The organism is Blautia acetigignens (assembly GCF_025566865.1).
GTDB classification, from domain to species: Bacteria; Bacillota; Clostridia; order Lachnospirales; family Lachnospiraceae; genus Blautia_A; species Blautia_A acetigignens.
On record NZ_JAOQJM010000002.1, the window covers coordinates 181,196 to 206,238 of the forward strand.

At 44.0% G+C, this 25,043-nt stretch carries 22 protein-coding genes, 1 pseudogene and 1 riboswitch; of the genes and pseudogenes, 4 read left to right on the forward strand and 19 right to left on the reverse strand.

The features are described 5' to 3' along the window. Positions 1-109: 109 nt before the first annotated feature. The 5 genes from OCV70_RS03690 to OCV70_RS03710 all read right to left on the reverse strand — a co-directional run bounded on the left by OCV70_RS03690 (position 110) and on the right by OCV70_RS03710 (position 5,837). A complete protein-coding gene (locus OCV70_RS03690) occupies positions 110-1,321 on the reverse strand; it encodes a carboxynorspermidine decarboxylase (protein ID WP_173766782.1) in 1,212 nt (403 codons plus the stop codon). Then, the gene (locus OCV70_RS03695) at positions 1,321-2,580 is read right to left on the reverse strand and encodes a saccharopine dehydrogenase family protein (protein WP_021926741.1); all 1,260 of its coding nucleotides are present in this window, start codon (positions 2,578-2,580) and stop codon (positions 1,321-1,323) included. Before OCV70_RS03695 ends, OCV70_RS03690 begins: the two co-directional genes overlap by 1 nt. Positions 2,581-2,646: 66 nt before the next feature. Then, positions 2,647-3,504, reverse strand: coding sequence for an agmatinase (gene speB, locus OCV70_RS03700; RefSeq protein ID WP_173766784.1), 858 nt, complete (start codon positions 3,502-3,504; stop codon positions 2,647-2,649). Positions 3,505-3,507: 3 nt separating this feature from the next. Continuing rightward, complete coding sequence (gene speE, locus OCV70_RS03705) at positions 3,508-4,362, reverse strand: polyamine aminopropyltransferase (protein ID WP_021926739.1); 855 nt, start codon at positions 4,360-4,362, stop codon at positions 3,508-3,510. A gap of 5 nt (positions 4,363-4,367) precedes the next feature. After that, positions 4,368-5,837 carry an aminotransferase class I/II-fold pyridoxal phosphate-dependent enzyme gene (locus OCV70_RS03710; RefSeq protein WP_117852368.1) on the reverse strand — a complete coding sequence of 490 codons (1,470 nt, stop codon included), beginning with the start codon at positions 5,835-5,837 and terminating at the stop codon, positions 4,368-4,370. 508 nt (positions 5,838-6,345) lie between these two features. Between OCV70_RS03710 and OCV70_RS20060 the strand changes: the two genes are divergently transcribed. Next, entirely contained in the window at positions 6,346-6,549 is a 204-nt protein-coding gene (locus tag OCV70_RS20060; RefSeq protein ID WP_416795300.1) for a DUF6783 domain-containing protein, read from the forward strand. On the opposite strand, the gene OCV70_RS03715 is transcribed toward OCV70_RS20060, so the two are convergent. The 9 genes from OCV70_RS03715 to OCV70_RS03755 all read right to left on the reverse strand — a co-directional run bounded on the left by OCV70_RS03715 (position 6,452) and on the right by OCV70_RS03755 (position 16,919). Continuing rightward, positions 6,452-8,125, reverse strand: a complete 1,674-nt coding sequence (locus OCV70_RS03715) for a glycoside hydrolase family 13 protein (protein WP_173766786.1) — start codon at positions 8,123-8,125, stop codon at positions 6,452-6,454. The genes OCV70_RS20060 and OCV70_RS03715 overlap by 98 nt on opposite strands. A gap of 48 nt (positions 8,126-8,173) precedes the next feature. After that, the gene (locus OCV70_RS03720; protein WP_173766788.1) at positions 8,174-9,016 is read right to left on the reverse strand and encodes a carbohydrate ABC transporter permease; all 843 of its coding nucleotides are present in this window, start codon (positions 9,014-9,016) and stop codon (positions 8,174-8,176) included. Then, entirely contained in the window at positions 9,013-9,900 is an 888-nt protein-coding gene (locus OCV70_RS03725) for a carbohydrate ABC transporter permease (RefSeq protein WP_173766790.1), read from the reverse strand. The genes OCV70_RS03720 and OCV70_RS03725 overlap by 4 nt, the downstream gene beginning before the upstream one ends. A gap of 102 nt (positions 9,901-10,002) precedes the next feature. After that, positions 10,003-11,277 carry an ABC transporter substrate-binding protein gene (locus OCV70_RS03730; protein ID WP_021926734.1) on the reverse strand — a complete coding sequence of 425 codons (1,275 nt, stop codon included), beginning with the start codon at positions 11,275-11,277 and terminating at the stop codon, positions 10,003-10,005. 339 nt (positions 11,278-11,616) lie between these two features. Beyond that, positions 11,617-12,642: a LacI family DNA-binding transcriptional regulator gene (locus OCV70_RS03735; RefSeq protein WP_173766792.1), complete on the reverse strand. Its 1,026-nt coding sequence runs from the start codon at positions 12,640-12,642 to the stop codon at positions 11,617-11,619. A gap of 42 nt (positions 12,643-12,684) precedes the next feature. Continuing rightward, a complete protein-coding gene (locus OCV70_RS03740; protein WP_021926731.1) occupies positions 12,685-13,185 on the reverse strand; it encodes a GNAT family N-acetyltransferase in 501 nt (166 codons plus the stop codon). A gap of 85 nt (positions 13,186-13,270) precedes the next feature. Then, positions 13,271-13,552: a hypothetical protein gene (locus OCV70_RS03745; RefSeq protein WP_117852357.1), complete on the reverse strand. Its 282-nt coding sequence runs from the start codon at positions 13,550-13,552 to the stop codon at positions 13,271-13,273. Positions 13,553-13,636: 84 nt separating this feature from the next. Continuing rightward, positions 13,637-15,583 carry an oxidoreductase gene (locus tag OCV70_RS03750; RefSeq protein WP_173766794.1) on the reverse strand — a complete coding sequence of 649 codons (1,947 nt, stop codon included), beginning with the start codon at positions 15,581-15,583 and terminating at the stop codon, positions 13,637-13,639. Positions 15,584-15,686: 103 nt separating this feature from the next. Next, on the reverse strand, positions 15,687-16,919 hold the full coding sequence (locus tag OCV70_RS03755; RefSeq protein ID WP_173766796.1) for an L-lactate MFS transporter: 1,233 nt from the start codon (positions 16,917-16,919) through the stop codon (positions 15,687-15,689). Positions 16,920-17,172: 253 nt separating this feature from the next. Here OCV70_RS03755 and OCV70_RS03760 point away from each other — a divergent pair, with 253 nt between their 5' ends. Then, on the forward strand, positions 17,173-17,706 hold the full coding sequence (locus OCV70_RS03760; RefSeq protein WP_021926726.1) for a PadR family transcriptional regulator: 534 nt from the start codon (positions 17,173-17,175) through the stop codon (positions 17,704-17,706). 12 nt (positions 17,707-17,718) lie between these two features. Here the strand turns inward: OCV70_RS03760 and OCV70_RS03765 are convergent, their stop codons facing one another. After that, positions 17,719-18,606: an AraC family transcriptional regulator gene (locus OCV70_RS03765; RefSeq protein ID WP_173766798.1), complete on the reverse strand. Its 888-nt coding sequence runs from the start codon at positions 18,604-18,606 to the stop codon at positions 17,719-17,721. Between the two features lie 165 nt (positions 18,607-18,771). On the opposite strand from OCV70_RS03765, the gene OCV70_RS03770 reads away from it, so the two are divergent. Next, positions 18,772-19,002, forward strand: a complete 231-nt coding sequence (locus OCV70_RS03770) for an MATE family efflux transporter (protein WP_243280730.1) — start codon at positions 18,772-18,774, stop codon at positions 19,000-19,002. Then, on the forward strand, positions 18,969-20,036 hold the full coding sequence (locus OCV70_RS03775; RefSeq protein WP_243176637.1) for an MATE family efflux transporter: 1,068 nt from the start codon (positions 18,969-18,971) through the stop codon (positions 20,034-20,036). Before OCV70_RS03770 ends, OCV70_RS03775 begins: the two co-directional genes overlap by 34 nt. Before the next feature lie 3 nt (positions 20,037-20,039). Here OCV70_RS03775 and OCV70_RS03780 read toward each other — a convergent pair. The 4 genes and pseudogenes from OCV70_RS03780 to OCV70_RS20065 all read right to left on the reverse strand — a co-directional run. Further along, positions 20,040-20,297: pseudogene (locus tag OCV70_RS03780) on the reverse strand (MATE family efflux transporter); the annotation flags it as partial. Positions 20,298-21,271: 974 nt separating this feature from the next. Then, on the reverse strand, positions 21,272-23,428 hold the full coding sequence (locus tag OCV70_RS03785; RefSeq protein ID WP_173766800.1) for an ATP-binding protein: 2,157 nt from the start codon (positions 23,426-23,428) through the stop codon (positions 21,272-21,274). Continuing rightward, complete coding sequence (locus OCV70_RS03790; RefSeq protein ID WP_173766802.1) at positions 23,412-24,227, reverse strand: substrate-binding periplasmic protein; 816 nt, start codon at positions 24,225-24,227, stop codon at positions 23,412-23,414. Before OCV70_RS03790 ends, OCV70_RS03785 begins: the two co-directional genes overlap by 17 nt. Positions 24,228-24,279: 52 nt before the next feature. Then, positions 24,280-24,678, reverse strand: coding sequence for a response regulator (locus OCV70_RS20065; RefSeq protein ID WP_021925539.1), 399 nt, complete (start codon positions 24,676-24,678; stop codon positions 24,280-24,282). 176 nt (positions 24,679-24,854) lie between these two features. Continuing rightward, a riboswitch (cyclic di-GMP riboswitch) is annotated at positions 24,855-24,930 on the reverse strand. Positions 24,931-25,043: the final 113 nt, after the last annotated feature.

The following is a 25,043-nucleotide window of genomic DNA, read 5'->3' on the forward strand; positions in this document are numbered from 1 at the left end:
ATATATAATTGCCCTTAAAGATGGTATAAGAGTATCTGATTTCGTATTAAGATTGTATAAAGATGTGTAAAAAATCAAATCATTAAAGTACAAATTAAAAAAGAAGGCGCTATCTGCGCCTTCCAAGTCTTCCTTTAAAATCTGTATAATCAAAATCTGTAAGCTGCACCATAGTGTTATCGGCTTGTCTGAGCCAGATATCAGGTAATGGCATTCCGTTAAAGGTATTGTTCTTGCAGGTGGTATAAATGGCCATATCTCCAAACATAAGAAGATCTCCATATTTAGGAAGCTGACCAAATTTATAGTCTCCGATCACATCTCCTGACAGACAGGTGGGACCTCCCAACCGGACGGTAATTCCCTCTTCCCTCTCATCAGCTCCAAGAAGCAGCGGACGATAGGGCATTTCCAGTACATCCGGCATGTGACAGGCTGCGCTGGCATCTACAATCGCAAGTTGTGTCTTTCCGTTTTTCAAAACATCCAGCACACTGGTCAGAAGAAATCCGGCATTTAATGCCCACGCTTCCCCCGGTTCCAGATAAACCTCTACATTCCATTCCTCTTTTGCCATCTGAATACATCGCTTAAGTCGTTCAATGTCATATCCCGGTCTTGTAATATGATGGCCGCCGCCAAAATTGATCCACTTCATCCGGGATACCAGATCGCCAAATTTCTTCTTTACAGAAGCAAGGGTTTTCTCCAGATCATCCGAGTCCTGTTCGCAGAGAGTGTGAAAATGAATGCCATCCAGTAAATCCAAAAGCTCCGGATTCTTTAAAATTGCTTCGTCCCACTGAGCTCTTGTGGTGCCCATGCGGCTTCCCGGTGCACAAGGATCATAAATCTCGTGTCCTTCCTGGGTAGAGCATTCTGGATTGATCCGAAGCCCCACGCTTTTCCCTGCTTTTTTCGCCATCAAGCCAAAACGAAGAAGCTGAGAGGGAGAATTAAACACAATATGATCTGCATAATGAAGCAGCTCCTTAAATTCATCAGCCCGATAGCCGGCACAAAATACATGTACCTCTTTTCCGGGCATTTCCTCTGCACCAAGCCTTGCCTCAAACAGTCCGCTGGCCTCTGTGCCTGCAAGATACGGCTCAAAAAAGCGGTAACAGTCATAATTGCTGAAGGCCTTCTGTGCCAGAAGCATCTTACAGCCTGTCTCCTTCGCCACTTTACCAAGAAGCTTTGCGTTTTTTATGAGTGCTTTTTCATCCAGAATATAGCAGGGTGTTTTTATGTTCCGAAATTCCGGCGGAATGCTTCCGCCGGCTGCTGTAAATGGTGCTCTTTTATCCAGCTCTTCCATCAGTCTACCAGCTTCGGATTATGGCTTTCGCTGCGTGGCAGACCATACTGATCAAGAGCCTCCAGGAACGGATCCGGATCAAATTCTTCTACTGTATATACACCTGGTTTGATCCATTTCCCGGTCAGCATCATAAGTGCGCCGCACATTGCCGGAACACCTGTTGTATAGCTGATTGCCTGGCTTCCAACCTCATGATAGCATTCCTGATGATCGCATACATTATAAATATAATAGGTTTTTTCTTTTCCATCCTTTACGCCGGTAAAGATACAGCCAATGTTTGTTTTACCCTTTGTACGTGGTCCAAGGCTTGCAGGATCCGGAAGCAGTGCCTTCAAAAACTGAATGGGGACAATTTCCTGTCCATTGTACTGGATCGGGGTTGTGGAAAGCATGCCCACATCCTCAAGACAGCGCATGTGATCCAGATAGCTCTGTCCAAAGGTCATAAAGAAACGAATCCGTTTTACACCTGGAATTGTTTTTGCAAGAGACTCAATTTCCTCATGATGGAGCAGGTACATGTCCTTGTCTCCCACCTGGTCAAAGTTATATTCTCTCTTAATTGCCATCGGCGGGATTTCCACCCAGTGTCCGTCTTCCCAGTAGCTTCCCGGTGCACTTACTTCACGGAGATTGATTTCTGGGTTAAAGTTTGTGGCAAATGCATATCCATGGTCTCCGCCGTTGCAGTCCAGAATGTCAATCGTATCAATCTGGTCAAATTCATGCTTTAATGCATGAGCGCAGTATGCCTGTGTAACGCCTGGATCAAATCCGCAGCCAAGCAGTGCGGTAAGCCCTGCATCTTCGAATTTTTTACGATATGCCCACTGCCAGGAATAGTCAAAGTAAGCGGAAAATCCCTCTTCTTTACAGCGTTTTTCATAAATGGCACGCCACTTTGGATCATCGGTATCCTCCGGCTCATAATTCGCTGTGTCCATATAATTTACGCCACAGGCCAGACATGCATCCATGATGGTCAGATCCTGATAAGGAAGTGCAATGTTCATAACCAGATCCGGTTTATAACCATTGATCAGTTGGATCAGCTGCTCCACATCATCTGCATCAACCTTGGCTGTAGTAAGAACAGTCTTTGTCTTTCCCTTTAATTTTTCTGCAAGTGCATCACATTTTTCCTTTGTACGGCTTGCAATACACAGCTCCGTAAATACCTCATCTGCCTGACAACATTTCTGAATTGCTACACTGGCTACTCCTCCGCAGCCGATTACAAGTACTCTGCTCATAATCATTCTCCTTTTCATATTGATATATAACTGTTTTTCAACAGCTTTTGTTTACATATTATTGATTTATTCTGTAATTGCCAGAAGCAGCTCTCTGAGAACCTTACATGCTGTTGCAGTGGAAACACCACTTACATCCAGCATAGGTGCCAGCTCATTAACGTCTGCCCCCACTATATTTGTCTGGGAAACAGTGCGGATCGCATCAAGAAGCTCAAGGAAGCTTACCCCTCCTGCCTCCGGTGTTCCTGTACCTGGAAATACTGATGGATCCAGGCAGTCCAGATCAATTGTAAAATATACCGGAGCCTTTTTTTCCTTCAGGTCCCTCACGGTCTCCTTCAGACCATCAAAGGTAAATGGATGAAAGTCAGTATGCAATCTGGCAAACTGAAATTCTTCCCTCTCACCGCTTCTGATGCAGAACTGATGAATGCGGTTATCTCCCAAAAGGTCGTGGCATCTTCGCAGCACGCAGGCATGGCTTAGCCTTGCCCCCAGATAATCATCTCTTAAATCTGCATGTGCGTCAAAATGAATAATATGAAGATCCGGGTATTTCTCAAAAACAGCCCGTACCGCCCCTAAGGTCACCAGATGCTCCCCTCCCAGCAGCAGCGGGAGCTTATCTGCTTTTAATATTTCCTTTGCTCTCTTTTCTATATCCAAAAGAGCCATTTCACTGCTTCCAAAGCAAAGCTCCAGATCTCCGCTGTCAAATACCCTGATATCCATAAGGTCTCTATCCTGATAGGGACTGTAGGTCTCAAGGCCAAAGCTTTCATGGCGCATGGCTGACGGGCCAAATCTGGCCCCCGGGCGAAAGCTTGTTGTGGAATCAAACGGTGCCCCGTAAAGAACTACAGATGCTTCCTCAAAGCTGCTTTCACAGCCGATAAAGGTTTCTACGTTAGGTCGGATCATATGTTATTCCTCCACTTCTTTTAGCATCTCCTCCAGAAATGCAGGAAGATAAAATGCTCCTTTATGAAGCCTTGTTGTATAGTAACGTGTGCGAAGATTTAATGCATTCCATGCCTCAGGATCCAGGTCATCTACCGGATGATATTTTTTGCTTGCAAATCCAAACAACCAGTAGCCTGCAGCAAATGTGGGGATATGTGCCTGATAAACACGGCTGATCTGGAAGGTACTGGCAATTTTCTTATGGCTGCGCTGCATGGCATGTGCATCCTCGGTATAGAAGGGGCTTCCCTGCTGATTTACCATAATTCCGTCGTCCTTTAGTGCATTGTAGCAGTTCCCATAAAATTCACGGGTAAAAAGTCCTTCGGAGGGTCCAAAGGGATCGGAGGAATCTACAATAATAAGGTCGTATTTTCCCTCACACCTTCTGATAAATTTCAGTGCATTTTCGTAATGAAGATGTACTCTTCTGTCATCCAGTCTGCATGCATTTCCGGGAAGATATGCGCGGCAGGCTTCCACAACCATAGGGTCCATTTCTACCAGGTCAATGCGTCTGACTCTGTCATATCTGGTCAGTTCACGGACAACACCGCCGTCTCCGGCACCAATTACAAGGATATCCTTTGCCTCCTTATGGATTGCCATGGGCACATGGGTGATCATCTCATCATAAATAAATTCGTCTCTCTCCGTGAGCATTACATTTCCATCCAAAGTCAGCACACGGCCAAATTCCGGTGTCTCAAAAATATCAATTCTCTGATAATCACTCTGTTTCGAATAAAGCTGACGGTTTACCCGAATGCTATGCTTCACATCCGGTGTATGAAATTCTGAAAACCACATTTCCATTGCCTTTACCTCCCTTTCAGAACATTCAGTCTCAAAATATCCGGGTCCTCCGGTCCTGTCATATTGCAGCCCTTTGCTTTTGCATATTCAATATAATCCAGGATCTCTGCTGTAATCCGCTCTCCAGGTGCAAGAATGGGAATTCCAGGCGGATAGCACATTACAAATTCACTGCAGACCTTCCCTTCTGTTTCCCGAAGAGGCAGGCTGCATTTATCCGCATAAAAAGCCTCCTGGGGGCTGGTTATTACCTGTGGGTCAATATACTCCTGGCTTAAAAGTCCAGAGCCGTCTGTCTGAAAACGTCTGCGGATTTCAGCAAGTGCACTTACAAGCCGTTCCACCTCCTGGGCGCGGTCACCAATGGAAAGATAGGCAAGAATGTTTCCGATATCACCGAATTCTATCTGGATATCGTATTCATCCCGCAAAATATCATAAACCTCAATTCCGGCAAGTCCGATGTCCAGTGTATGTACACTTAATTTGGTAATGTCAAAATCAAAAACTGAATTTCCGTTTACCAGTTCTTTTCCAAATGCATAATAGCCACCGATTGCATTAATTTCCTCTCTGGCATATTCTGCCATATCGGCTACCTGATGAAAGATCTGACGGCCGCGCTGGGCAAGGTTTCTTCTTGAAATATCAAGGCTTGACATCAGAAGATAGCTTCCTGAGGTGGTCTGAGTCAGGTTAATGATCTGGCGCACATAGCCTGCGTGTACCCCCGGGCCTGTAAGGAGAAGACTTGACTGTGTAAGACTTCCTCCGCTCTTATGCATGGATACAGATGCCATGTCTGCACCTGCTGCCATGGCAGAAACCGGAAGCCCGCCGCCAAAATAAAAATGGGTTCCATGTGCTTCATCTGCCAGACACAGCATTCCTGCGTCATGGGCCATCTTCACAATGGCACGAAGATCGCTGCAGATTCCATAATAGGTCGGGTTATTTACCAGCACTGCAACTGCCTTGGGATGCTCTTTTATGGCCTTCTCAACCTGTTCCCTGCGCATTCCCAGGGATATTCCAAGTCTTTGATCCACTTCCGGATTTACATAAACAGGGATTGCGCCGCACAGAACAAGGGCATTTAAAACGCTTCTGTGAACATTACGCGGCAGTATGATTTCATCTCCACGCTTACAGGCAGTCAATACCATTGTCTGAACAGAGCTTGTTGTACCCCCTACCATCAGAAATGCATGTGCTGCGCCAAAAGCATCTGCTGCCAGCTCTTCTGCTTCCCGTATTACGGAGACCGGATGACAAAGGTTGTCCAGAGGCTTCATACTGTTAACATCCACCCCTACACATTTTTGTCCAAGAAACTCTGTCAGCTCCGGATTACCTCTTCCACGCTTATGTCCTGGAACATCAAATGGCACAACTCTCATTCGTCTAAAGGTCTCCAGAGCTTCATGTATAGGTGCATGATTCTGGTTCAGTTTAAAACGACTTCCTATCATCATTCCTCCATTTCCGGTTTCCTTTGCTTAAGCCCTCAATCAGCAATCCTGCAGTCTATTCCATAAAACAATTCTCATTACATAAAAAAAGCGCAGGCAAGGGCACTAAACCACAAACCTGCGTTTTGATCGGTATTTATCTGCTTTATTTACAACATAAAAAGAAAAGGATGTACTTTTCGTTTTCATAAATAATGCTTCTGGATCATGGGTGTCAGAGTCTATATAGCAATTATACTTTTACTACTCTTATTGACCGTTTCACAAGTCTGCGCTTCTGGCGCATCGCGGTTATCAAAGGAACCTACTTATAAAATTTGAGCTTTTAACTCAATCAATAAGGTAACCAAAGTTACCATAATCGGCAGTGGACCCGGCTGTCCGTATGGCCTTAACCCTGATCGGGTGGTCCAAAACAATTGCTTTGAAAAGACTCTGTCTGTTACTCTGTATCTTCGTCTTCCAAAATCGAATTTATCATATCATGCAGAAAATAAACTGTCAATAACAAATATTTATTGATGAATATAACAATGGAGCGTGTTTAAAAACCATTCCCGCAAAGTGTGACGCACATCTTGCAGAAAATCTTTTTCAAACACGCTCCAGAGCCTGCTTTATTTATAGAGTACAAATGCCTCATAAGGCTTCAGCACAATTTTTCCCTCAAAGCTCTTTCTTTCAAGGTTCGAGATCAGACATCTGGCTTTCGTAAATTCCTCCGGAATTTCCATTTCTGCCGGATGCTCACTGAAATTGCAGACAGTAAGAAGTCTTTCCTCCCCAAGCCTTCTTATATATGCAAAAATCTGGTCATCCTCACGGTACAGCGGCTCAAACTCGCCATATACCACAATATCCTTTTCCTTACGAATGCGGATCAGCTTCTGATAATAGTGGAAAATGGAATCCGGATCTGCCAGCTGGCTCTTTGCATTGATCTCTTTATAATTAGGATTTACCTTAATCCAGGGCTGACCCTTGGTAAATCCGGCCTGCTCAGAATCATTCCACTGCATAGGAGTTCTGGCATTGTCACGGCTTCTGAGCATGAGACATTTCATCATGTAATCCGGATTCATAAGTCCGGAATCTGTCAGCTCTGTGTAATACTGAATGCTCTCTATGTCGCGGTAATCTTCAAGCTTATCGAAATAGACATTGGTCATTCCAAGCTCTTCCCCCTGATATACATAAGGGGTACCCTGCATCATATGCAGACAGGTTGCCAGCATTTTTGCGGAGGCTTCTCTGTAGGCAGGATTGTCATTTCCGAATCTGGATACGCTTCGGGGCTGGTCATGGTTTCCAAGAAACAGGCTGTTCCATGCTTTTCCCTGAAGCTGCTCCTGCCACTTGATCATGATCTTTTTGAACGCCTTGAAATCATATCTGGCTGTAGTCCATTTGCCAAACTCCGCATGCTGGGAAGCGTCCTCCACATGCTCGAACTGGAAAACCATGTTCAGCTCACCGCTGTTTTCTCCTGCATATTTCTGTGCCTCTTCTATGGTGACACCGGATGTTTCCCCAACTGTCATGATATCATATTTAGAAAGAACTTCACGGTTCATTTCCTTAAGGAATTCGTGAACCCTTGGTCCATGAACACAGTACGGGCCGAAATCTCCATAAAGACCGCTGCCAACCTTTCCATCCGGGAAGGACTGGTCCTTGGAAATCATGCTGATCACGTCCATGCGGAAGCCGTCGATTCCTTTGTCGCACCAGAATTTCATCATGTCATAAACTTCCTGACGGACCTTTTCGTTTTCCCAGTTCAGGTCAGGCTGTTTTTTGGAAAAAAGGTGAAGATAATACATCTGTGTCTCATCATCATATTCCCATGCAGAACCTCCAAAACAACCGCCCCAGTTGTTAGGCTCTTTTCCGTTTACCGGATTTTTCCAGATGTAGTAGTCCCGGTATGGATTGTCTTTGGACTTTTTGCTTTCCAGGAACCACTGGTGCTCATCAGAGGTATGGTTTACCACCAGATCCATCAGCACCTTGATTTCACGCCTGTGCGCTTCCTCAAGAAGCTTTTCATAGTCGTCCATAGTTCCGTAGTCCTTGTAAATTCTGCGGTAATCGGAAATGTCGTAGCCATTGTCATCCTGAGGAGACTCCAGCATAGGGGAAATCCACAAAACATTAACGCCAAGCTCTTTCAAGTAATCCAGTTTTTCTATAATTCCGTTGATATCTCCGATTCCGTCCCCATTGCTGTCATTAAAGCTTTTGGGATAAATCTGATATACAACGCTTTCTTTCCACCAGTTTTTTTTCATACAAAGCAATTCCTTTCTGTCTTATTTTTCAGCATTCACATACGATGCTTATTTCACTGCTCCGGCAACAACGCCATTCATGATCCATTTCTGGCAGAAGATGTACACAATCAGTACAGGAAGCAGTACAAGCAGATAGGAGGCAAATGCCAGATTGTAATCTACGGAAAACTGTTTCTTAAACACATACTGTGCAAGCTGCAGGGTCTGCTGGCTCTCATCACTTAAAAGCACCAGCGGCATAGTGAAGTCGTTCCAGGTCCACATAAAGGAAAGAATCGCTACTGTTGCAGTGGTTGGTTTTAATATCGGAAAAATAATTCTGCTGAATATCTGGATGGGGTTTGCGCCATCAATCATTGCAGCTTCGTCCAGTGCCTCCGGAATGGCTTTTACAGCACCTGTATACAAGAAGGTATTCATAGGAAGACCGAAAATAATATACAGGAAAGTGATTCCGAAAATATTATCCAGATGGAAGGTATTTGCCTGCACAACCAATGGCAGCATAATTACCTGGAAGGGAATAAACATGGCACTGATAAAATAGTAATACATAACGGAGAAGAATTTGCTCTTCTTGCGGTTTCTTGTAATTGCATAAGCTGCAAAGGAGTTTGTGATCAGGGTGAAAATCAGGTTGATCACAGTGATAAATGCAGTATTAAAAAACTTTCTGGGAAAATCTGTCATTACCCATGCATCCGCAAAGTTCTGAAGACGGATTTTCTTTGGAAATGCCAGAATATTATTCATATCAGATGGGTCTTTGATGGCAATCATAAGTGCCATATAAAGAGGCAGGAGAATAACTACTACGATTCCAATGATCAGAAGAATCGTAACAGGCCAGTTATAACGCTCTTTTACTTTTACTGTATCGTGTTTCATCCTAATTTTTCCTCCCTCTTCTCAAGTATACGCAGCTGGAATACAGAAATCAGCACAACTACTATAAAAAGCATAACAGCATTGGCAGACTGGTAAGCAAACTGTCCGCCTCCAAAGCCTTTCTTATAAATTAATACGGCAATAGAGGTAGTGCTGGTTCCAGGACCTCCTTCTGTCATGGCCATAATCTGGTCATAAACCATCAGATAGCCTTTTGCAGAAAGAACCATGTTGATGGTAAAGGACGGAGCCAGAAGGGGGAAGGTGATCTTGCTGAATCGACGGAATCCGGTTGCACCATCCAGGTCAGCTGCTTCATACACATCAGTATCAATAGACTGAAGTCCTGCAATATAAATCAATGTATTAAATGCACATCCGATCCAGAGGGATACGGCAATGATGCCCCAGATGGCATTGTTGGTTCCAAGAATATTTACGCTTAAGGCCTTGATGCCAAGTCCTTTTCCCAACTGAGGAATGAGATTAGCGAAAATATAGTTGAAAATAAATCCAACAATCAGACTTCCAAGCATGTATGGAAGGAAGTAGAATGCTTTGATGGTATTTTTAAATTTGATTTTTGCATTTAAGGCACAGGCAAGAATCAGGCTGATTACGTTGACCAGGATCGTGGTGATCACTGCAAACTTAAATGTAAATAAATATGCATTTCCGGTATCTGCATCGGAAAACATGTGGATATAATTCCGAAGTCCTACAAAGTTCCAGTCTCCGTAGCCTCTCCAGTCTGTAAAGCTGTACATAACACCCTTCAGGAATGGTATTGTATGAAATGTAAAAAACAGAACTGCAAGGATTCCTACGTAGATGTAGTAGATCCGGTTTACCGCCGGTCTTTTCCGTGATGTTTTTTTCTTCATGAGATCCTCTCCTCATCTATATCAGATTTCTTCAGCCTCTGCCAGATTTATATATTTATCCGGCAGAGGCTAAAGAGGGCTTCTCTTGCTTTAATCAGCAGATTAATCTACATTTGCAATATCATATTTCTCGTCGCACTGTGCAAGGAACTGGTTCATATTTTCCTCATTGTCCATTCCGTTTGTGTAGTTCAAGCACATTTCGGAAATCAGAGCGGAAAGATCAAAGCCTGATGGATAGTAGTGATCCGGGAAGTTGGCAACCTTGCCGTTTGCAATGTCTTCTTTTACACCTGCAACGGTTTCATTTTCCTGCTCCACGCCTTTTACAGCGGAGAAAGCAAACTGATCTTCAATATACATTTTTGCATTTTCCGGTTCCAGCATAAAGGATACAAATTCCTTTGCCATCTCTTCGTTTGCACTGTCCTTGCATACGCCCAGGAGTACATCAACACCGGAGGTCACATAATTCTGTGCTTCGTCATTAGATGCCGGGAATGCAAACATATTAACCTTCAGGTCTGAATTGGAATTCAGATACTGGTTGATTGCCCAGTTACCGTTGACGATCATAGCTGCTTCGCCGTTTGCAAATGCTTTATTTCCATCGTCATAGGTAAGTCCCATGAAGTCGTCCTGTGCATAGTCAAGAAGCTTCAGGTATTTCTCTACGATTTCTTCGTGAGTTCCCACAAATGTAGTCTTGCCTGCTTTACGGTCATCATTAAATGTAGTCGGTGCAAGGTCCGGTGCCATACTGTTCCATGGGCACAGGCTGGTCCATGCATCCTTGTAGGTCATAAGAAGCGGCTGCTCTCCTGCATCCTGAAGCTTCTCGATCACAGCGATGAATTCGTCCCAGGTTTTTGGAATTTCAATACCGTATTCTTCAAACTTGTCTACATTGTAAATGACACCGGAAGCATTTGTTGCATATGGAACGCCGTATGCTTTTTCTTCTTTGTCCTTGTTTACATCATAAACCATCTGCAGGTAGGATTCCTGAACTGTGGAAATGTAATCCTCACCACTTAAGTCTACCAGCATTCCTGCGCTTTCCACTTCTGTGTAGTTATTATCACCGCCCATTGCAACAATGTCCGGCATATCGTTCTTCGCCATTCTGGTTTTCAATACAGTTCCTGCATCTGCCGGAGCTGTGATCTTGATTGTCACGTCCTCATGTGTCTCGTTAAATTTGTCCACCAGCTTCTGAAGAATGTCTTTGTTTTCTGCCTTTGTAGAGAAAAGCTCCAGCTCTGTTCCTTTGGAGCCTTTTGCTGAAGAGCCGCCTTCAGAGGAGCCTCCACAGCCTGTAAGCATACCTGCCAGTAAGGTACCAACCATCAATGTGCAAACGATTTTCTTATTCATTTTTTATTCCTCCATTTTTCCTTTATGAAGGCTGCGCAGCATTTGTTTTTGTGAAAGCATTTCCTGAACACGTCTGTCCTGCTTCCCTTTTGGTGGCTCTATCATATCGCGTGATTGCAGTAAAATCAACAGGTTTCTCGAGAAACTTAAATAACTGACAAAGTTCCTTTATTGTTTTTGTGCATATATGACAAAACCAGGAATGGCGGCAGACGAAGCATTGCAGCTTACTGTCAGATTTTTCCCCGTTAAAGGAAATTTCATGCAGAAAAACAAAGTACGAACTGCTCATAACGCAATAACAGCCCAGATCTGCACATAGGGCAGCTGGGCTGTTATTCAAATAAGAGGTCTATTTTTTTCTTTTACAGATTCTCTTCTCACAAGATGCACCGGGCTTTTCACATTCATTTCCTTTAGCTGTTCGCCTGCTGCCATCCGAAGCAGACGGCTTAAGGCCAGATGTGCTTTCTGGCTGACGTCCTGATGAACCGTGGTCAGCTTGGGGCGCACCATTTGCGCGTAAATGCTGTCATCATAGCCTGTAATGGAAATTTGATCCGGAATTTTAATTCCCTGATCCAAAAAGAAGTTCATTGCCTCAATGGCATCATAATCTGAAGAAAAAGCCAGTGCTTTTACTTCAAGAAAGCGGGGCAGAAGCTCACTGTATTTTTGAAGCCGCTTTTTTTTCTCATAGGATACTATCACAAGACGTGTACGGCTGCAGAACTTCCCATCCTGTTCCATGGCCTGTTTGAAGCCCACCCAACGGCTGTAATCACTGTCAATATCCGTTTCTGCTATAAAAATTGCCTTGTCGTAGCCACAGGAATACAGATAATTTCCAATCTGATAGCCGCCGGAATAATCATCTACACCTACATTCTGGAAAAAATATTCACCGGCAGGATAGGTATCGATGAGAACCATTTTCTTGTTCAGCTTCCGGGACAGCTGCCTGTATTTCTCGTCATTGTAACCCAGGATAATCAGGCCTTCCACATTCCATCTGGAAGCAATGTCTACCACATGCTGAATATTTTCCCCGCCGATGAGCATGATATAGTAGCCCTTCGCTTCCGCTTCGTTCTGGATGGTTCCCACCAGCTCCCCTACAAAGGAATCCTGCAAGGGCTGCATTCCGTGTGCCTGGTTAAAGCCAACCACAACCCCGATGATCCTGGAACCATGACCGGACAGCATCACAGAGCCCATATGTGGAACGTAATTCTGCTCTTTAAGGATTGCCGTTATTTTATCAATGGTTTCCTGAGAAACCCGTTTCGTATTTCCATTAATTACATTCGATACTGTGGTTCTGCTGACCCCAGCCATATCTGCAATATCCTGAAGACGAATCATAGGTGTGCCGCTCCTTTCCCTGGAAAATGGAATCTTCCCAAATTAAAGCTTACGGCTCATATCGTGCCACTCTTCGCCTCCCCAGACGGAACCGGAGATGCCATCGTCGGTGTAGCCCATTTTTTTGTACATTTCCACCTTCTGGTCCAGGCAGGTGAGGTACAGGCATTTGCGGCCTTTGGCCTGCTCACGGGCTGCGTAGTGGGTCATGATCTCGCGGGCAAGACCCTGGTGACGGTACTCCGGGAGCACATCAAGGCCAAGGAGCATAATGTTTTTTCCTTTTGGATCATGAAGGGTGATGTCCGTAAAAAATTCATCGCGGAACACTTCTTCATCTGTTGCGACGCCGTTTAAAAATCCCGCAATTTTACCAGTTGCCTTATCTACTGCCACCAGGAATGTCTCAGATGCATGCTCGGTACGCTCTCTCATGCTTTTGGGAGAGCAGGCTTCGTTGGGAGGAAAACAGATCTGCTCGATTTCCACTGCCTGTTCTGCCTCATCTGGACGAATATTTCTAAATTCAAATTTCTCTGTCATTTTCTTTATACCCCTCTTTCTATTTTATCCCAGAATTTTTCCCAGCATATTCAGAAGCTTTGGAATCTCCACAGCCGATGCACCGTCAGACACAGCGTCCACGGCAAAACATATGTTTCTGGGTGCGCTCCTGCACACTGCCTTCTCCCACAGAAGCCAAAATTCCAACACCAAGATAAAAGGCCATGAAAAGATATGCGGAAGCATGAACCAGCCACCGCTTATTTTTCACCACTGTATTGCCCACAGCAAGAATTCCGAATATAAAAATTGCTGCAATAAATACAATTTTGTTGGTATATGGCACCTCCGAATAGCTAAGGCACAGGCGTGCCGCAAAACTTTTGTTCTTTTCATTATAAGGCATCCCACTGTCCTGTGTCAATTTCCAACAGTGCAGACCAAAGAAAGGCGCCCGCATAAGCGAACGCCTTTTCCATTTTCCATATTTTTACGCATCAAGACCTGCGTGATATCCCATGTAAATTGCGTTTGTGATGTTGCTTGGGCGGACACAGTCTCCGATCTCGCGTACCACAGGTGCACAATTTCGAAGTGCATTTACTGCATCACGGTTGGCTCTCTGGCCAACTGCGCAGATTACGGATTTTCCAGGTACCAAAACCTCATTTCCATCTGCGTCCTTGCAAAGTACGCCGTCCGGTGTCACTTCCATTCCCTGGTAACAGGTATGTGCTTCCACATACTTGTCGATCATCTGCATCAGGATCGGACGGTGGCGGATGTTTGCGTCCGGTGCAAGCTCAGGTCTCATCTCTACCAGATGCACCTTTTTGCCCTCCTGTGCAAGGTGGATGGCAGCTTCACAGCCTGCCAGACCGCCGCCAAGAACTACAACGGAATCGCCTACCTTTTCTTTTTCCAGGTAATAGTTGTTAACGACAACCACGTTGTCTTGGTCCATACCTTTGAGCAGGGGAACAATCGGATTGGAGCCAACTGCCAGGATCATCACATCTGCATTCTGTGCCTCTGCATATTCCGGAGTCACCTCTGTGTTGCAGCGGATCTCAACGCCAGCTTCTTTTGCCTGTGCTTCCAGTGAAAGACCAAGCTGGTACATTTCCTGCTTGAAATCAATCGCCTGCTCGCACTTTAAAATTCCACCCACCTTGTCGCTCTTCTCGCAAAGCACAACCCTGTGACCGCGAAGGGCTGCTGTCACAGCTGCCTTCAGTCCGGCTACGCCGCCGCCAACTACAAGCACTTTCTTCTTCACAGCTGCAGGAAGTACCTCTGTACCTTCAATCTCACGTCCGATCAGCGGGTTGACGGTACATCTTCTGGTCTGTGTGGTAGGTCTTTCTGCCATACATGCAAAGCAGCGCAGACATTTCACGATCTTGTCATCATTTCCGGACACAACCTTCTGGGGCAGGTATGGATCTGCCAGAAGGGCACGTCCCATGTAAACCACATCAGCTTTTCCGGACGCAATGATCTCTTCCATCTGTGCCGGATCATTTAAGGCACCGATGGTGGCAACCGGTTTGCTTACGTGCTTTTTGATTTCTTCTGCAAGGTACACATTCACGCCATGCTCTGCAAACATAGACGGATGAGTTCTGAAAAATCCGAACTGGTAGGATCCTGCGGATACATGGATCAGGTCTACATAAGGCTCCACTGCCTGTGCGATCCGAACACCCTCGTCCAGGTCATAACCGCCCTCGAACAGCTCAGAACCGCTCATACGAAACTCGATCGGGAACATAGGGCCAACTGCATTTCGCACTTCCTTCAGCACTTCGATGGTGAAGCGCATTCTGTTCTCGAAGCTTCCGCCGTACTCATCCGTTCTGTGGTTGAAATAAGGGGAAATAAACTGGTTTAGAAGCCAGGTGTGTCCGCCGTGGATCATGATCATCTCAAAGCCTGCACGTTTTGCAAGAATGGCGGTCTCGCCGTAGCGCTTCACAATGTCTGCAATCTGCTCTTTGGTAAGGGCAGTTACCTTCATTCCGTCTGGACGGACGCCATCGCTTGGTCCGTACTGGGTCAGGCCCTGCTTTTTGTTCTTATCTGCCATGTAAGTACCTGCATACTGGCCGGAATGGGAAAATTCCACGCTTGGCACTGCACCGTGTCTCTTGATTGCATCTGCTGTGAAGGTGAAAGCAGCCAGGGAGCCAACTGTGGCAAGGTCAAGATGAAGCATGTGGGAACCGTCTGTCTCCGGGTGAACTACAAGCTCACTCATGGTTACAGCTGCGGCTCCGCCTTTGGCACGAAGCTCGTAGAAGGCACGGGTTCTCTCGCCTGGTACGCAGTCCTTGTCAATATCGGTTGCTCCGATCGGGGATGCAAACATGCGGTTGCGGAAGGTTACGTTTCCTAAAGTGATAGGCTGACATAAATGCGGGTATTTTCTTTCCATTGTGAAGGTCCTTTCTATGTGTTTTTATAACAATTTTTATATAATCAATATGTTTCTTTATTTATAGTGCAATTATTTAAACAATATTTTCATTTCGTGTTTTTCACGCCTTTTTCTTTGCGAAAAAGCGGTACACAAATGTAAGTGCCAGTCCGGCTGCTGCAAATGCACAGGCAACCAGAAATGCGCCATGGTAGGTTCCCTCTGCCATGTAGATTTTTCTCATTGCAGAAGGTCCGAAGTATCCGGCACCTGCAAGGCCGATAAACATGATTCCATAGTTTACACTGTTATTCTTTGCTCCAAACTGGTCTGCTGTAAAGCCAGGATATACACCCATGAAAGAACCGAAGCTTAAGCCGATTCCTGCAATTCCAATGTAGAATGTAGCGTATCCCCCCTGACCAGTCATATATAAAAGTAAAAGACCGATGATTCCAAGCACGCTTGCCACAGACAGGGTGTTAATCCTTCCGATCCTGTCAGACAAAAGCCCTGCCAGAATACGTCCTGCAGCATTGAAAACAGCCAGAACGGAAACGGCTGTACTTGCCATAATAGCGGTCATTCCCACCATATTGGCAGCAACTGCAGATGCCTGTGAAATTACCATCATTCCGCTGAATGCACCGCAGGTAAACAGAAGAAGCATAACGTAGAATACCGGAGTTTTCAGCATTTCTTTCCAGTTTTTGTTCTCTGCTTTATTTCCTGCTGCCACTGCCGGCGGTGTCCATCCATCTGGCACAAAATCTGCCGGACACTGCTCCATAAAGAAGGAACATCCGCAAATGAGGATCAGGAATGCGACGCCTACGATTTTAAAAGCTGCGGCCGCATCTGTCACTGCTACTATCTCTGTTACGATTGGCGGCAGGATAACGGATCCAAGTCCGTAAATTGCGGTGGTGATTCCGCCGATCAGGCCTCTTTTATCCGGGAAAAATTTCATACATGTGCTGACCGCTGTACCGTAGGTCATTCCAAGTCCAAGTCCGAAGATCAGTCCGTATGTCACGATCAGGGCTCCTACGCTTGTGGCAAACCCGGAAGCGATCATTCCGATTCCAACCATAAGTCCGCCTGTAAGAATCACCTTCTTCGGGCCAAACTTATCGTTAAAGCTTCCTCCTGTGATCATGGTAATCGGTCCTACGGAATTGGCAATGGTATACACAATTGCAAGATCCGCTGTGGTTAAGGCAACACCATTTCCGGTGCTTAAGAACTCAGCCATGGAAGCTGCGAATACACTCCATACATAAATGGACCCAAGGCATAAATTGATGAAACAGCATGCGATTAAGGTTCTCCACCGTTTTCTGGTTAAGTTCATCTTGTCTCTCCTTTTCTCTGTTTGTTATTTTTCTATCAAAGCCAGTTTATCTTAGCACATTTTGTTTTATATGTAAATATAGACATATAAATTATTACATGTAATTATTAACAATCTTTCCATGGATTTTTTGTAGAATATTGAGAAATTGAGGAAAAAGAGTTGGAAAATTCTGCTGGTGTGCTATGATATGAAATATGCCGCATTGAAAACTAAAGCATGTTTGAATCCCTAAATACGAAAGAGAAATCATATGAGAACATTAAAATACGCCATTCTTGGCCTTTTAAATCAAAAAAAAATGACCGGATACGATCTGATGAAGCAGTTTGAATCCGCATTGTGCGAGTTCTGGTCTGCCAAGCACAGCCAGATCTATCCGGAACTGAAGAAGCTTACAGAGGAAGGCTGCGTTGCCTACAGGCAGGAAGCCTCCGACAATGGCCTGGAGAAAAAGCTGTACCATATTACCGAAAAGGGACGGACAGATTTCATGTCCTGGCTCTCCTCAGAAACGCCGGCCCAGCCCACCCCTAAGGACATCTCCCGACTGAAGATTTTTTTCTGCAGCTGCCTGCCCAAAGAAGAACGGAAATTTATGCTGGAAGAACAGGTCTACAGGCACACCGCCCGCCTGAAGCACCTTCAGAACAACCAGCAGAAATTCTCCCAGGTTCCAGACAGTGATTCCAATGAATTCGGCGACTATCTGGTACTCATGGGCGCTATTATGCGGGAAGAAATGATGATTGAGTGGCTGAAGAAATCCATTAGTCTGTTAAACTAAGCAACTCGATGTTCACTCCTTGCTTCGTTCCGCCCGGTACTGGGACGGAGTTTTTCCCACGTATTTCTTAAAGATCCGGTTAAAATAACTTACGTTGTCATATCCTGCACATCTGGCAATGTAAGTTATTTTCTCAGAGGTTTCCCGAAGCATTTTGCAGGCATTATTCAGACGATACTGCATCAGGTATTCCACTGGAGAAATTCCTATATTTTCCTGAAAATAACGCAAAGCAGTATTTTTGCTGATATTAGCTGCCCCTGCAATATCGGCAAGGGTAATTGGCCTTTCAAAATGCATCTGGATGTACTGAATCATAGCCTGCAGCATTTTCCTGGAATGGGCGGAACCATTGACCATTTTCGGGGCAAGCTGTTCGCTGTTCAACTTTAAAAACATAAGAAGCCATATTTCGCTTAGCTGATTTCGAATAGATAATTCATTCCATTCAGCAGTTTTCAGGTTAGAAAACAGTTCCTGTAAAAGAGACAACATCTGCTTTTTCCATACTTCTTCTTTTCTTAACACAATACATGGCATCTCAGCCTTTTCCAGCGGCATCACATATTTTCTGTAAATAAGGCTCTCTTTGGCAGCCAGAAAAGCCGGCAGAAATATCACATTCGTTATAATCCCGTATTTTTCCGAGGTAAAACGGTGCAGCACACTGCTGTTAATAAAAATACCCTCCCCTGGCTGAAGTTCATATACACTCTGATTAATATGACAGGCAACACATCCTTCTATAATATAGACCAGTTCAAATTCCTCATGCCAATGCCAGTTAATATCATTCTTGTAATAATCCCGTGTATCATCTGTATTAAATTCCAGGGGAAAGTCAGGACTGCCGTGTCTTCTTGTTTCCTGAAGGTTAAGATTGGTGCTGACACTCTGCATAAATTCCCACATCCTTTTCAATAGTGATATTGTACTATATAATTGTGAGATTATGCAATATTTTTTCTTTTTTTGATGATATAATACAAATCGTTTTGATTACACATATGGAAGTGTGATTGTACGAATACGTATCAGAAAAAATGTAAGAAACAGCAGGCTATTATGAACCGTTCGCAAAAAAAGGATTTAACAAGCGAGAATCCATTTTGGTGTCTGCTGAAATTTGCGGTTCCTGTTATTATCGGAAATCTATTCCAGCTGTTTTACACGCTGGCAGATTCTGTGATTGTGGGAAAAACACTTGGCACGAATTCACTTGCAGCAGTTGGTTCCACCAGTATTATTATTTACTTTGTGTTATGCGAAAAAGCATTGCAGCATCTGCTGTCTTAAGTATTTTCTTCTCTGTTTTGCTGACTTTGATCTGCTGCCTGCTGGCGCACCAGCTTATAACCATTATGAAAATACCGGAAGACATTTCCAAAGAGGCCTATGACTATATGTTTGTTGTTCTTCTTGGAACCAGTGCAACCGTCTTTTATAACCTGATTTCCAATATGCTTCGTGCCCTGGGAGACAGCAATATGCCTCTGTATTTTCTGGTGTTTTCTTCTATATTGAATATTTTTTTAGATCTGCTTTTTATTGTTCCGTTCCATATGGGCGTTGCAGGTGCAGCCTGGGCTACTGTTATTTCCCAGCTCCTTTCCGCATTCTTCTGTCTGCTGGTCGGGCTGAAAAAATATCAGGTTTTGCATATCAGCCGACAGGATTTCGACCAGCTGAAAAGTCCGCTTTTTTCCCATTTAAAAATTGGATTTCAGATGGGATTTCAAATGTCTGTTATGTGTATCGGGCAGCTTGCCATGCAGGCAGTTGTCAATTCCCTGGGAACTTATGCAGTTGCAGGATACACAGCTGCCTCCAAAGCAGACCAGGTATCCGTGCTTGTAAATAATGCCATGATCGCTGCAATTTCTGCTTATGTATCACAAAATTTTGGTGCTGGCAATAAGAAACGGATTCGTCTGAGCGTGCGTGCATGCCTGATACAGACAGAAGCCTTGAATCTGATCATGTGCCTTGGAATTCTTTTTCTGCGCCATCCTATTGTAGAGCTTTTTCTTTCCAATCCAACTGCAGAAATTTATTCCTACTCAGACCAGTACTTAACCTTTGTCGCTCCCTGTTACTTTCTTTTGGGATTACTGTCCATTTACCGGGCATCTGTACAAAGTATGGGAAATGGCTGGGCTCCATTTACTGCCTGTATGATCGAACTTGTTATGCGCATCGCAACAACACTGGGACTTTCTGCAGTTCTTGGATATTTCTCCGTCTGCATCGCCAGCCCCCTTGCATGGTTCGGAGCCTGCGCACTGCTGATTTCCTGCTACTACCGGATGATGAAAAAACAGGTTTGCTGAAAGTCAGCGTGTCAGGTCCTTCACCCATTTGTATTTCTGGAAATGATGGAGTACCCAGGGGAGCTTGCCCACCTCGTCGATGCAGGTGCAGGCGTATACTACCACAACGGGCCAGTGGAAGTAGTAGGTTCCGGCGGCTGCCAGGGGAATGGCCAAGCACCACATGCACACTGCCAGGCTGTACATATCAAACATGGTATCTCCTCCTGCGCCGAAGATTCCATTGATGGTCACATCATTGATGGCACGGCCGATCATATGGATATAAAATCCTGATTTCCAATGGAAATTACTGATTTCATGAGTTTGTTTTCCTTTCTGATTGAATCAACAATGCCTGTATGGAATTTCTTTTCCAAATTCAAATACCTATCATAATGAAAACAGATACAGAGCATATCGGTTAACATGGCTACTTCAAGTATTACTCATAATTTTGTCGTATCCAATCCCAATAGCGTAAAACGTTTTGTTGCAGCAATTGACGAAGCTGATCATGACCGCACACCAAAGCAGACACTTCCCGGACGTCAATTAACAAACCCACAGGAGATTTTAGCCTTAATGTCAAAAAGGAAGAAACACAGTTTTACACCACAGTAGCTCACCTGATTGCCCAATTAGGTAATAACTATTCTCTTCCAAAAGAAAACGGATTCCTTGGAACACTCGAGTATCTACTTCCTTGTCCTTTCACACAAAAAAATAAACCTGCTGCCATCTGCAGATCTCTCCACAGACAACAACAGGTTTCCCCTGATGCATTTATTTACTTTACCATCCGTTCAATACCATCGGTCATACGGATTCCCACGCACCTTCTTTGTCTCTGATGCCTTCTCAATACTCTTTTCAGCTTCTTCCCTCGTTGCAAACAGCCTGTGAGCCTTCACCTGTATTCCGCCGCCCGTATCTGTAAAACGGACCAGAAACATCCTTCATCCGCACCAGAACCGGAAGAACCTGCCCCGCAGCAAATCTCCCAGATCTTCCAGAAGTTTAATATACTGGCTTTTATCCGGATCATTCAATAAAAGGACAGACCGGATTGCCTGTATTTTGCCAGTATTCGTCAATCTTATTCACCGCCTTGCTTTAATCGAATATACGTTCTATTATGATACCATATTCCTTACCGCACTTCAAGCAATCTTTCACTATAAAAAATATAAGAAAAGATTCTGACACACACCTTTCAGTGTGTGTGCACCGCTTATTTAACATTACCCTATCAATTATTTCACCAATTTATGAATTACTTTTACCAGTAATTCCACATCAACAGGCTTAGCAACATGTTCATCCATTCCTGCTTCTTTTGCTCTTATTCTGTCCTCCGTGAACGCATTTGCTGTCATTGCAATGATCGGTATTACCTTTGCATCCTCTCTGTCCAGAGACCTGATTATTTTTGTAGCTTCATAACCATTCATGATCGGCATCATAATGTCCATAAGAATGACATCAAATTCACCAGGCTCACTTTTTTTGAATACTTCGATCGCTTCCTGTCCATTCCATGCTTTTGACACGTGAGCGCCTTCATTCTGAAGCATAAATTCGGCGATTTCCATATTCAGCTCATTATCTTCTGCCAGAAGAATATTCAACCCCTTTATAGATTTTTCTGATGCATCCGTCTGTTCTTCATGTTTATCCGCATCCAGATCTATTTTAAATGGAACCCGGATCACAAATGTCGTCCCTACGCCTTTTTCACTTTCAAAAGTAATGGTTCCATCCATTTTCTCGACCAGCTTCCTTGAAATGGCCATTCCCAGTCCGGTTCCGGCAAACTTTGTGCGGCTTCCCGTATGTTCCTGTGCAAATGGTTCAAACACACATTTCTGGAACTCCTCAGTCATTCCGATTCCTGTATCCTGGCAGACAAATTCCATTGTCGTCATTTCTGGCTGTTCGGATGGAATTTCAATGCAGCTGATATAGATATGTCCGTTTTCTCTGTTATATTTCACCGCATTGGACAGAATATTCATCATCACACGTTTCACATATCCCGGACTTCCAATAAGAGCACAGTGCGTGATTTCTTTCTTCTCCCATTTGATCCGGATATTCTGTTCTGCTGCCATCTGCTCGATCACAACAAATACTTCCATGAAAATTTTGTTCAGATTAAATGGAATCTTTTCCAGAACGATTTCACCTGACTCAAGCTTACTCATGTCCAGAACATCATTTACCAGTTCCAGCAGCAGATTGGATGCCTCTTTCACCTTTGTTCTGTATTCTGTCTGCTTTTCTATATCATCTGCATAATGATCTGCCATATTTACCATGCCACAGATTCCATTGATTGGAGTCCGGATATCATGACTCATTCGCTGTAGAAGCTCTGTTTTTGTCTCATTGGCTGCTTCTGCCTTTTTTGCTGCTATCAGAAGTTCTGCTTTATATTTTTCATCTTTTTCCTGTTCCTGTTTCCGGTGTGCCAGATTGGTTCTGTATGTCCAGAACCAGAATATACTAAACATCAGAAAATAAAGAAAAATAACGCTTATCACACTTAATGGAAGATTATGGAACACTTCTGTATCCGGAAGATACGCATAGATATAATAATCTCTCTGCTTAAGCATGATTCCGTAACATCCGATTCCTTCATTTTTCAAATGGTAAATGTGTTGACTATCTGTATGCCTCTTCATTGCCTGAACAACTTCGTTGTCAGCCGTATTCTGCCCCAGCAAGCTCTCATCATTGCTGGCAACAACGATCCCCTCGTCTGCAACAATAATCGTTCCATCTTTCTGGATACTATAACCATTTAAAAGTCCCTGTATCGTCAGTGTATAATTTCTGGCAAATTCAGGAGGTGTGTAATAGTAGATTGCCACAATACCCGGTGCATCTTTTCTGGCACAGGCTGCAACATCAATATAGGATCCGTCTTCCCTGGCAAACCGTTCTGAATAAGATCTTTCTTCATATCCGGCAAAATCCATAATAATATCTTTTTGCAGATATGCCGTAATTTCATTGGCCAGAGATTCATCCGTGCTGTATTCACAGTCTATCTTTCCCTCTGTATCCAGTACAATGATACCATCCACCCAGAGAGTCTGCAGATTTTCTTTCAGGAACTCCTGACTTAGCTGACCATCATTTTCTGTTTCCATGTCGATATTTGTACTCATCTGTCTGGCACTTTCAATGGCACGGAGAAGACTTTTGGATTCTGAAGATTCATTATAATGGGTGTAGGTGGAGCACTGCACTTTCACATAGTTTACAATCTCCACCATTCTTTTCTCTGCTTCCTCTTTTTCTGCGTGAAAGAAATAAAACAGAGAGGCTACAGCCACACAGATTCCAATCAGACCGCCGAGCAGCTGGATTCGTTTTTCTTTTTTCTTAATATCCAAGATCATCCACCTCCAGATACTTCTGGGGATCATCCAGATATTTTTCAATAATTTTCAAGGATGTGCCATCCTGACGCATTTCTTCCAGTGTCTGGCTCATCTGTTCACAGATTCCTCTGTCATCATCTTTTGCAAAAGCAACACCTATTCCAGTGATCATCAAAGGCTCTTCCAGAATACGGAAGCTTGCATCATAATCTTTCATATACTGAACAATAGATTCCTCATGTGCGGCGACTGCATCTACATATCCTTTTCCCAGAAACGTATAGATCAGCTCCCTGTGTCCCAGGCTGATCAGATTGCCCAGCTTTGGGATTCTCTCATCCGTCCGGTTCAGAAAGATGCCTTCCGGTTTGGTTGTGGACTGAACAGCCAGGTTCTTTCCCTCCAGGTCACTCAGTGTATAGATATCACTATTCTCATTTACCGCAACCACCTGACGGCTTGCTATATATGGTCCCGCCCAGCGGTAATCATCAAGACGCCCTTCCATGGAAAAGCAGCCCATGATACAGTCAATCTCTCCGCTTTCCACCATTTCTTTTTTCTTCTCCCAGTTGATCTGGACAACCTCCACCTGATATCCCATTCTTTTGAAAGCTTCTGTAGCCAGTTCTACATCAATTCCCGTCGGTACACCATCCTCATTCAGATAATTATATGGTGGATAGTTGTCGCTGCCGAGGGTAATAATAGGCTTTTCGTTTTCTTCTTTCGTGTTATCTGTGTTTTTACACCCTGCCAGGGTGACTGCTAAAATTCCCGCAAGCAGAATGCCTGCAATCACTCTTTTTCCTTTCATTTTCTATCTATTCCTAACTATCCTTTTCGATTTTTTTATGTCTGGTTACTTTTCATTTGTCACTGTTCAGTGACCTGCGGTTCGATACCCCCACGAATTTTATGCTTCTGATTGTCTTTTCCAGTACCTTCATCTCAACCGGTTTTGAAATATGTACGTTCATACCAGCCGCAAAGGAATACTGGATATCCTCCGAAAATGCATTGGCAGTCATGGCAATGATTGGAATCGTCTTATTGATTGTTTCCAGTTTTGTGTTATTTTCTCTTTCAACTTCAATTGCTTCACTCTGTTTTTTTCTAAGCACTGTTACGATAGCTGTAATTACACAAACTGCCGCAACAACTGCAAACAGAATGATAAAGCACATGAATTGTACCTGGACATAATCCCATTTTGTGCCCATAACATCTTCCAGATTTAAAAACATCTGATGGGTCACTTCATCCATCTGATTCAGCCGTTCTTCATAAATAAGCTTTTTTATTCGTACAGCCCGTAAGACATAACAGCACAGTTACAACAGATACACCAAATATTTTTTTCAATTTCATAATTTTCCTTTCATCTTCTGTTGATAAGTCATTCCGCAAAAAAAGCACTGTCAAACAGACAGTGCATCTCATTTCATGCAACTGGCTGCCATTTTACAGGCCCTGTAGCTTTGCGTCCCAGATTTTCATCTGGTTTGCCGATTTCCTTATTATGGCTTTTAAACTTATGCAAAAAACTGGTTTTATTATACTCTAATGTTCTACTATACACAAGATAAACATTACCGTTTTAACGTTCGAAAATAAAAAAAGAACAGCCGAT

Excerpts from the sequence above, each read along its gene's own strand:
- OCV70_RS03690 (WP_173766782.1), bottom strand. The coding sequence starts at position 1,321 with ATGGAAGAGCTGGATAAAAGAGCACCATTTACAGCAGCCGGCGGAAGC.
- OCV70_RS03695 (WP_021926741.1), bottom strand. The coding sequence starts at position 2,580 with ATGAGCAGAGTACTTGTAATCGGCTGCGGAGGAGTAGCCAGTGTAGCA.
- speB (WP_173766784.1), bottom strand. The coding sequence starts at position 3,504 with ATGATCCGACCTAACGTAGAAACCTTTATCGGCTGTGAAAGCAGCTTT.
- speE (WP_021926739.1), bottom strand. The coding sequence starts at position 4,362 with ATGGAAATGTGGTTTTCAGAATTTCATACACCGGATGTGAAGCATAGC.
- OCV70_RS03710 (WP_117852368.1), bottom strand. The coding sequence starts at position 5,837 with ATGATGATAGGAAGTCGTTTTAAACTGAACCAGAATCATGCACCTATA.
- OCV70_RS03715 (WP_173766786.1), bottom strand. The coding sequence starts at position 8,125 with ATGAAAAAAAACTGGTGGAAAGAAAGCGTTGTATATCAGATTTATCCC.
- OCV70_RS03720 (WP_173766788.1), bottom strand. The coding sequence starts at position 9,016 with ATGAAACACGATACAGTAAAAGTAAAAGAGCGTTATAACTGGCCTGTT.
- OCV70_RS03725 (WP_173766790.1), bottom strand. The coding sequence starts at position 9,900 with ATGAAGAAAAAAACATCACGGAAAAGACCGGCGGTAAACCGGATCTAC.
- OCV70_RS03730 (WP_021926734.1), bottom strand. The coding sequence starts at position 11,277 with ATGAATAAGAAAATCGTTTGCACATTGATGGTTGGTACCTTACTGGCA.
- OCV70_RS03735 (WP_173766792.1), bottom strand. The coding sequence starts at position 12,642 with ATGATTCGTCTTCAGGATATTGCAGATATGGCTGGGGTCAGCAGAACC.
- OCV70_RS03740 (WP_021926731.1), bottom strand. The coding sequence starts at position 13,185 with ATGACAGAGAAATTTGAATTTAGAAATATTCGTCCAGATGAGGCAGAA.
- OCV70_RS03745 (WP_117852357.1), bottom strand. The coding sequence starts at position 13,552 with ATGCCTTATAATGAAAAGAACAAAAGTTTTGCGGCACGCCTGTGCCTT.
- OCV70_RS03750 (WP_173766794.1), bottom strand. The coding sequence starts at position 15,583 with ATGGAAAGAAAATACCCGCATTTATGTCAGCCTATCACTTTAGGAAAC.
- OCV70_RS03755 (WP_173766796.1), bottom strand. The coding sequence starts at position 16,919 with ATGAACTTAACCAGAAAACGGTGGAGAACCTTAATCGCATGCTGTTTC.
- OCV70_RS03760 (WP_021926726.1), top strand. The coding sequence starts at position 17,173 with ATGAGAACATTAAAATACGCCATTCTTGGCCTTTTAAATCAAAAAAAA.
- OCV70_RS03765 (WP_173766798.1), bottom strand. The coding sequence starts at position 18,606 with ATGCAGAGTGTCAGCACCAATCTTAACCTTCAGGAAACAAGAAGACAC.
- OCV70_RS03770 (WP_243280730.1), top strand. The coding sequence starts at position 18,772 with ATGAACCGTTCGCAAAAAAAGGATTTAACAAGCGAGAATCCATTTTGG.
- OCV70_RS03775 (WP_243176637.1), top strand. The coding sequence starts at position 18,969 with ATGCGAAAAAGCATTGCAGCATCTGCTGTCTTAAGTATTTTCTTCTCT.
- OCV70_RS03785 (WP_173766800.1), bottom strand. The coding sequence starts at position 23,428 with ATGATCTTGGATATTAAGAAAAAAGAAAAACGAATCCAGCTGCTCGGC.
- OCV70_RS03790 (WP_173766802.1), bottom strand. The coding sequence starts at position 24,227 with ATGAAAGGAAAAAGAGTGATTGCAGGCATTCTGCTTGCGGGAATTTTA.
- OCV70_RS20065 (WP_021925539.1), bottom strand. The coding sequence starts at position 24,678 with ATGGATGAAGTGACCCATCAGATGTTTTTAAATCTGGAAGATGTTATG.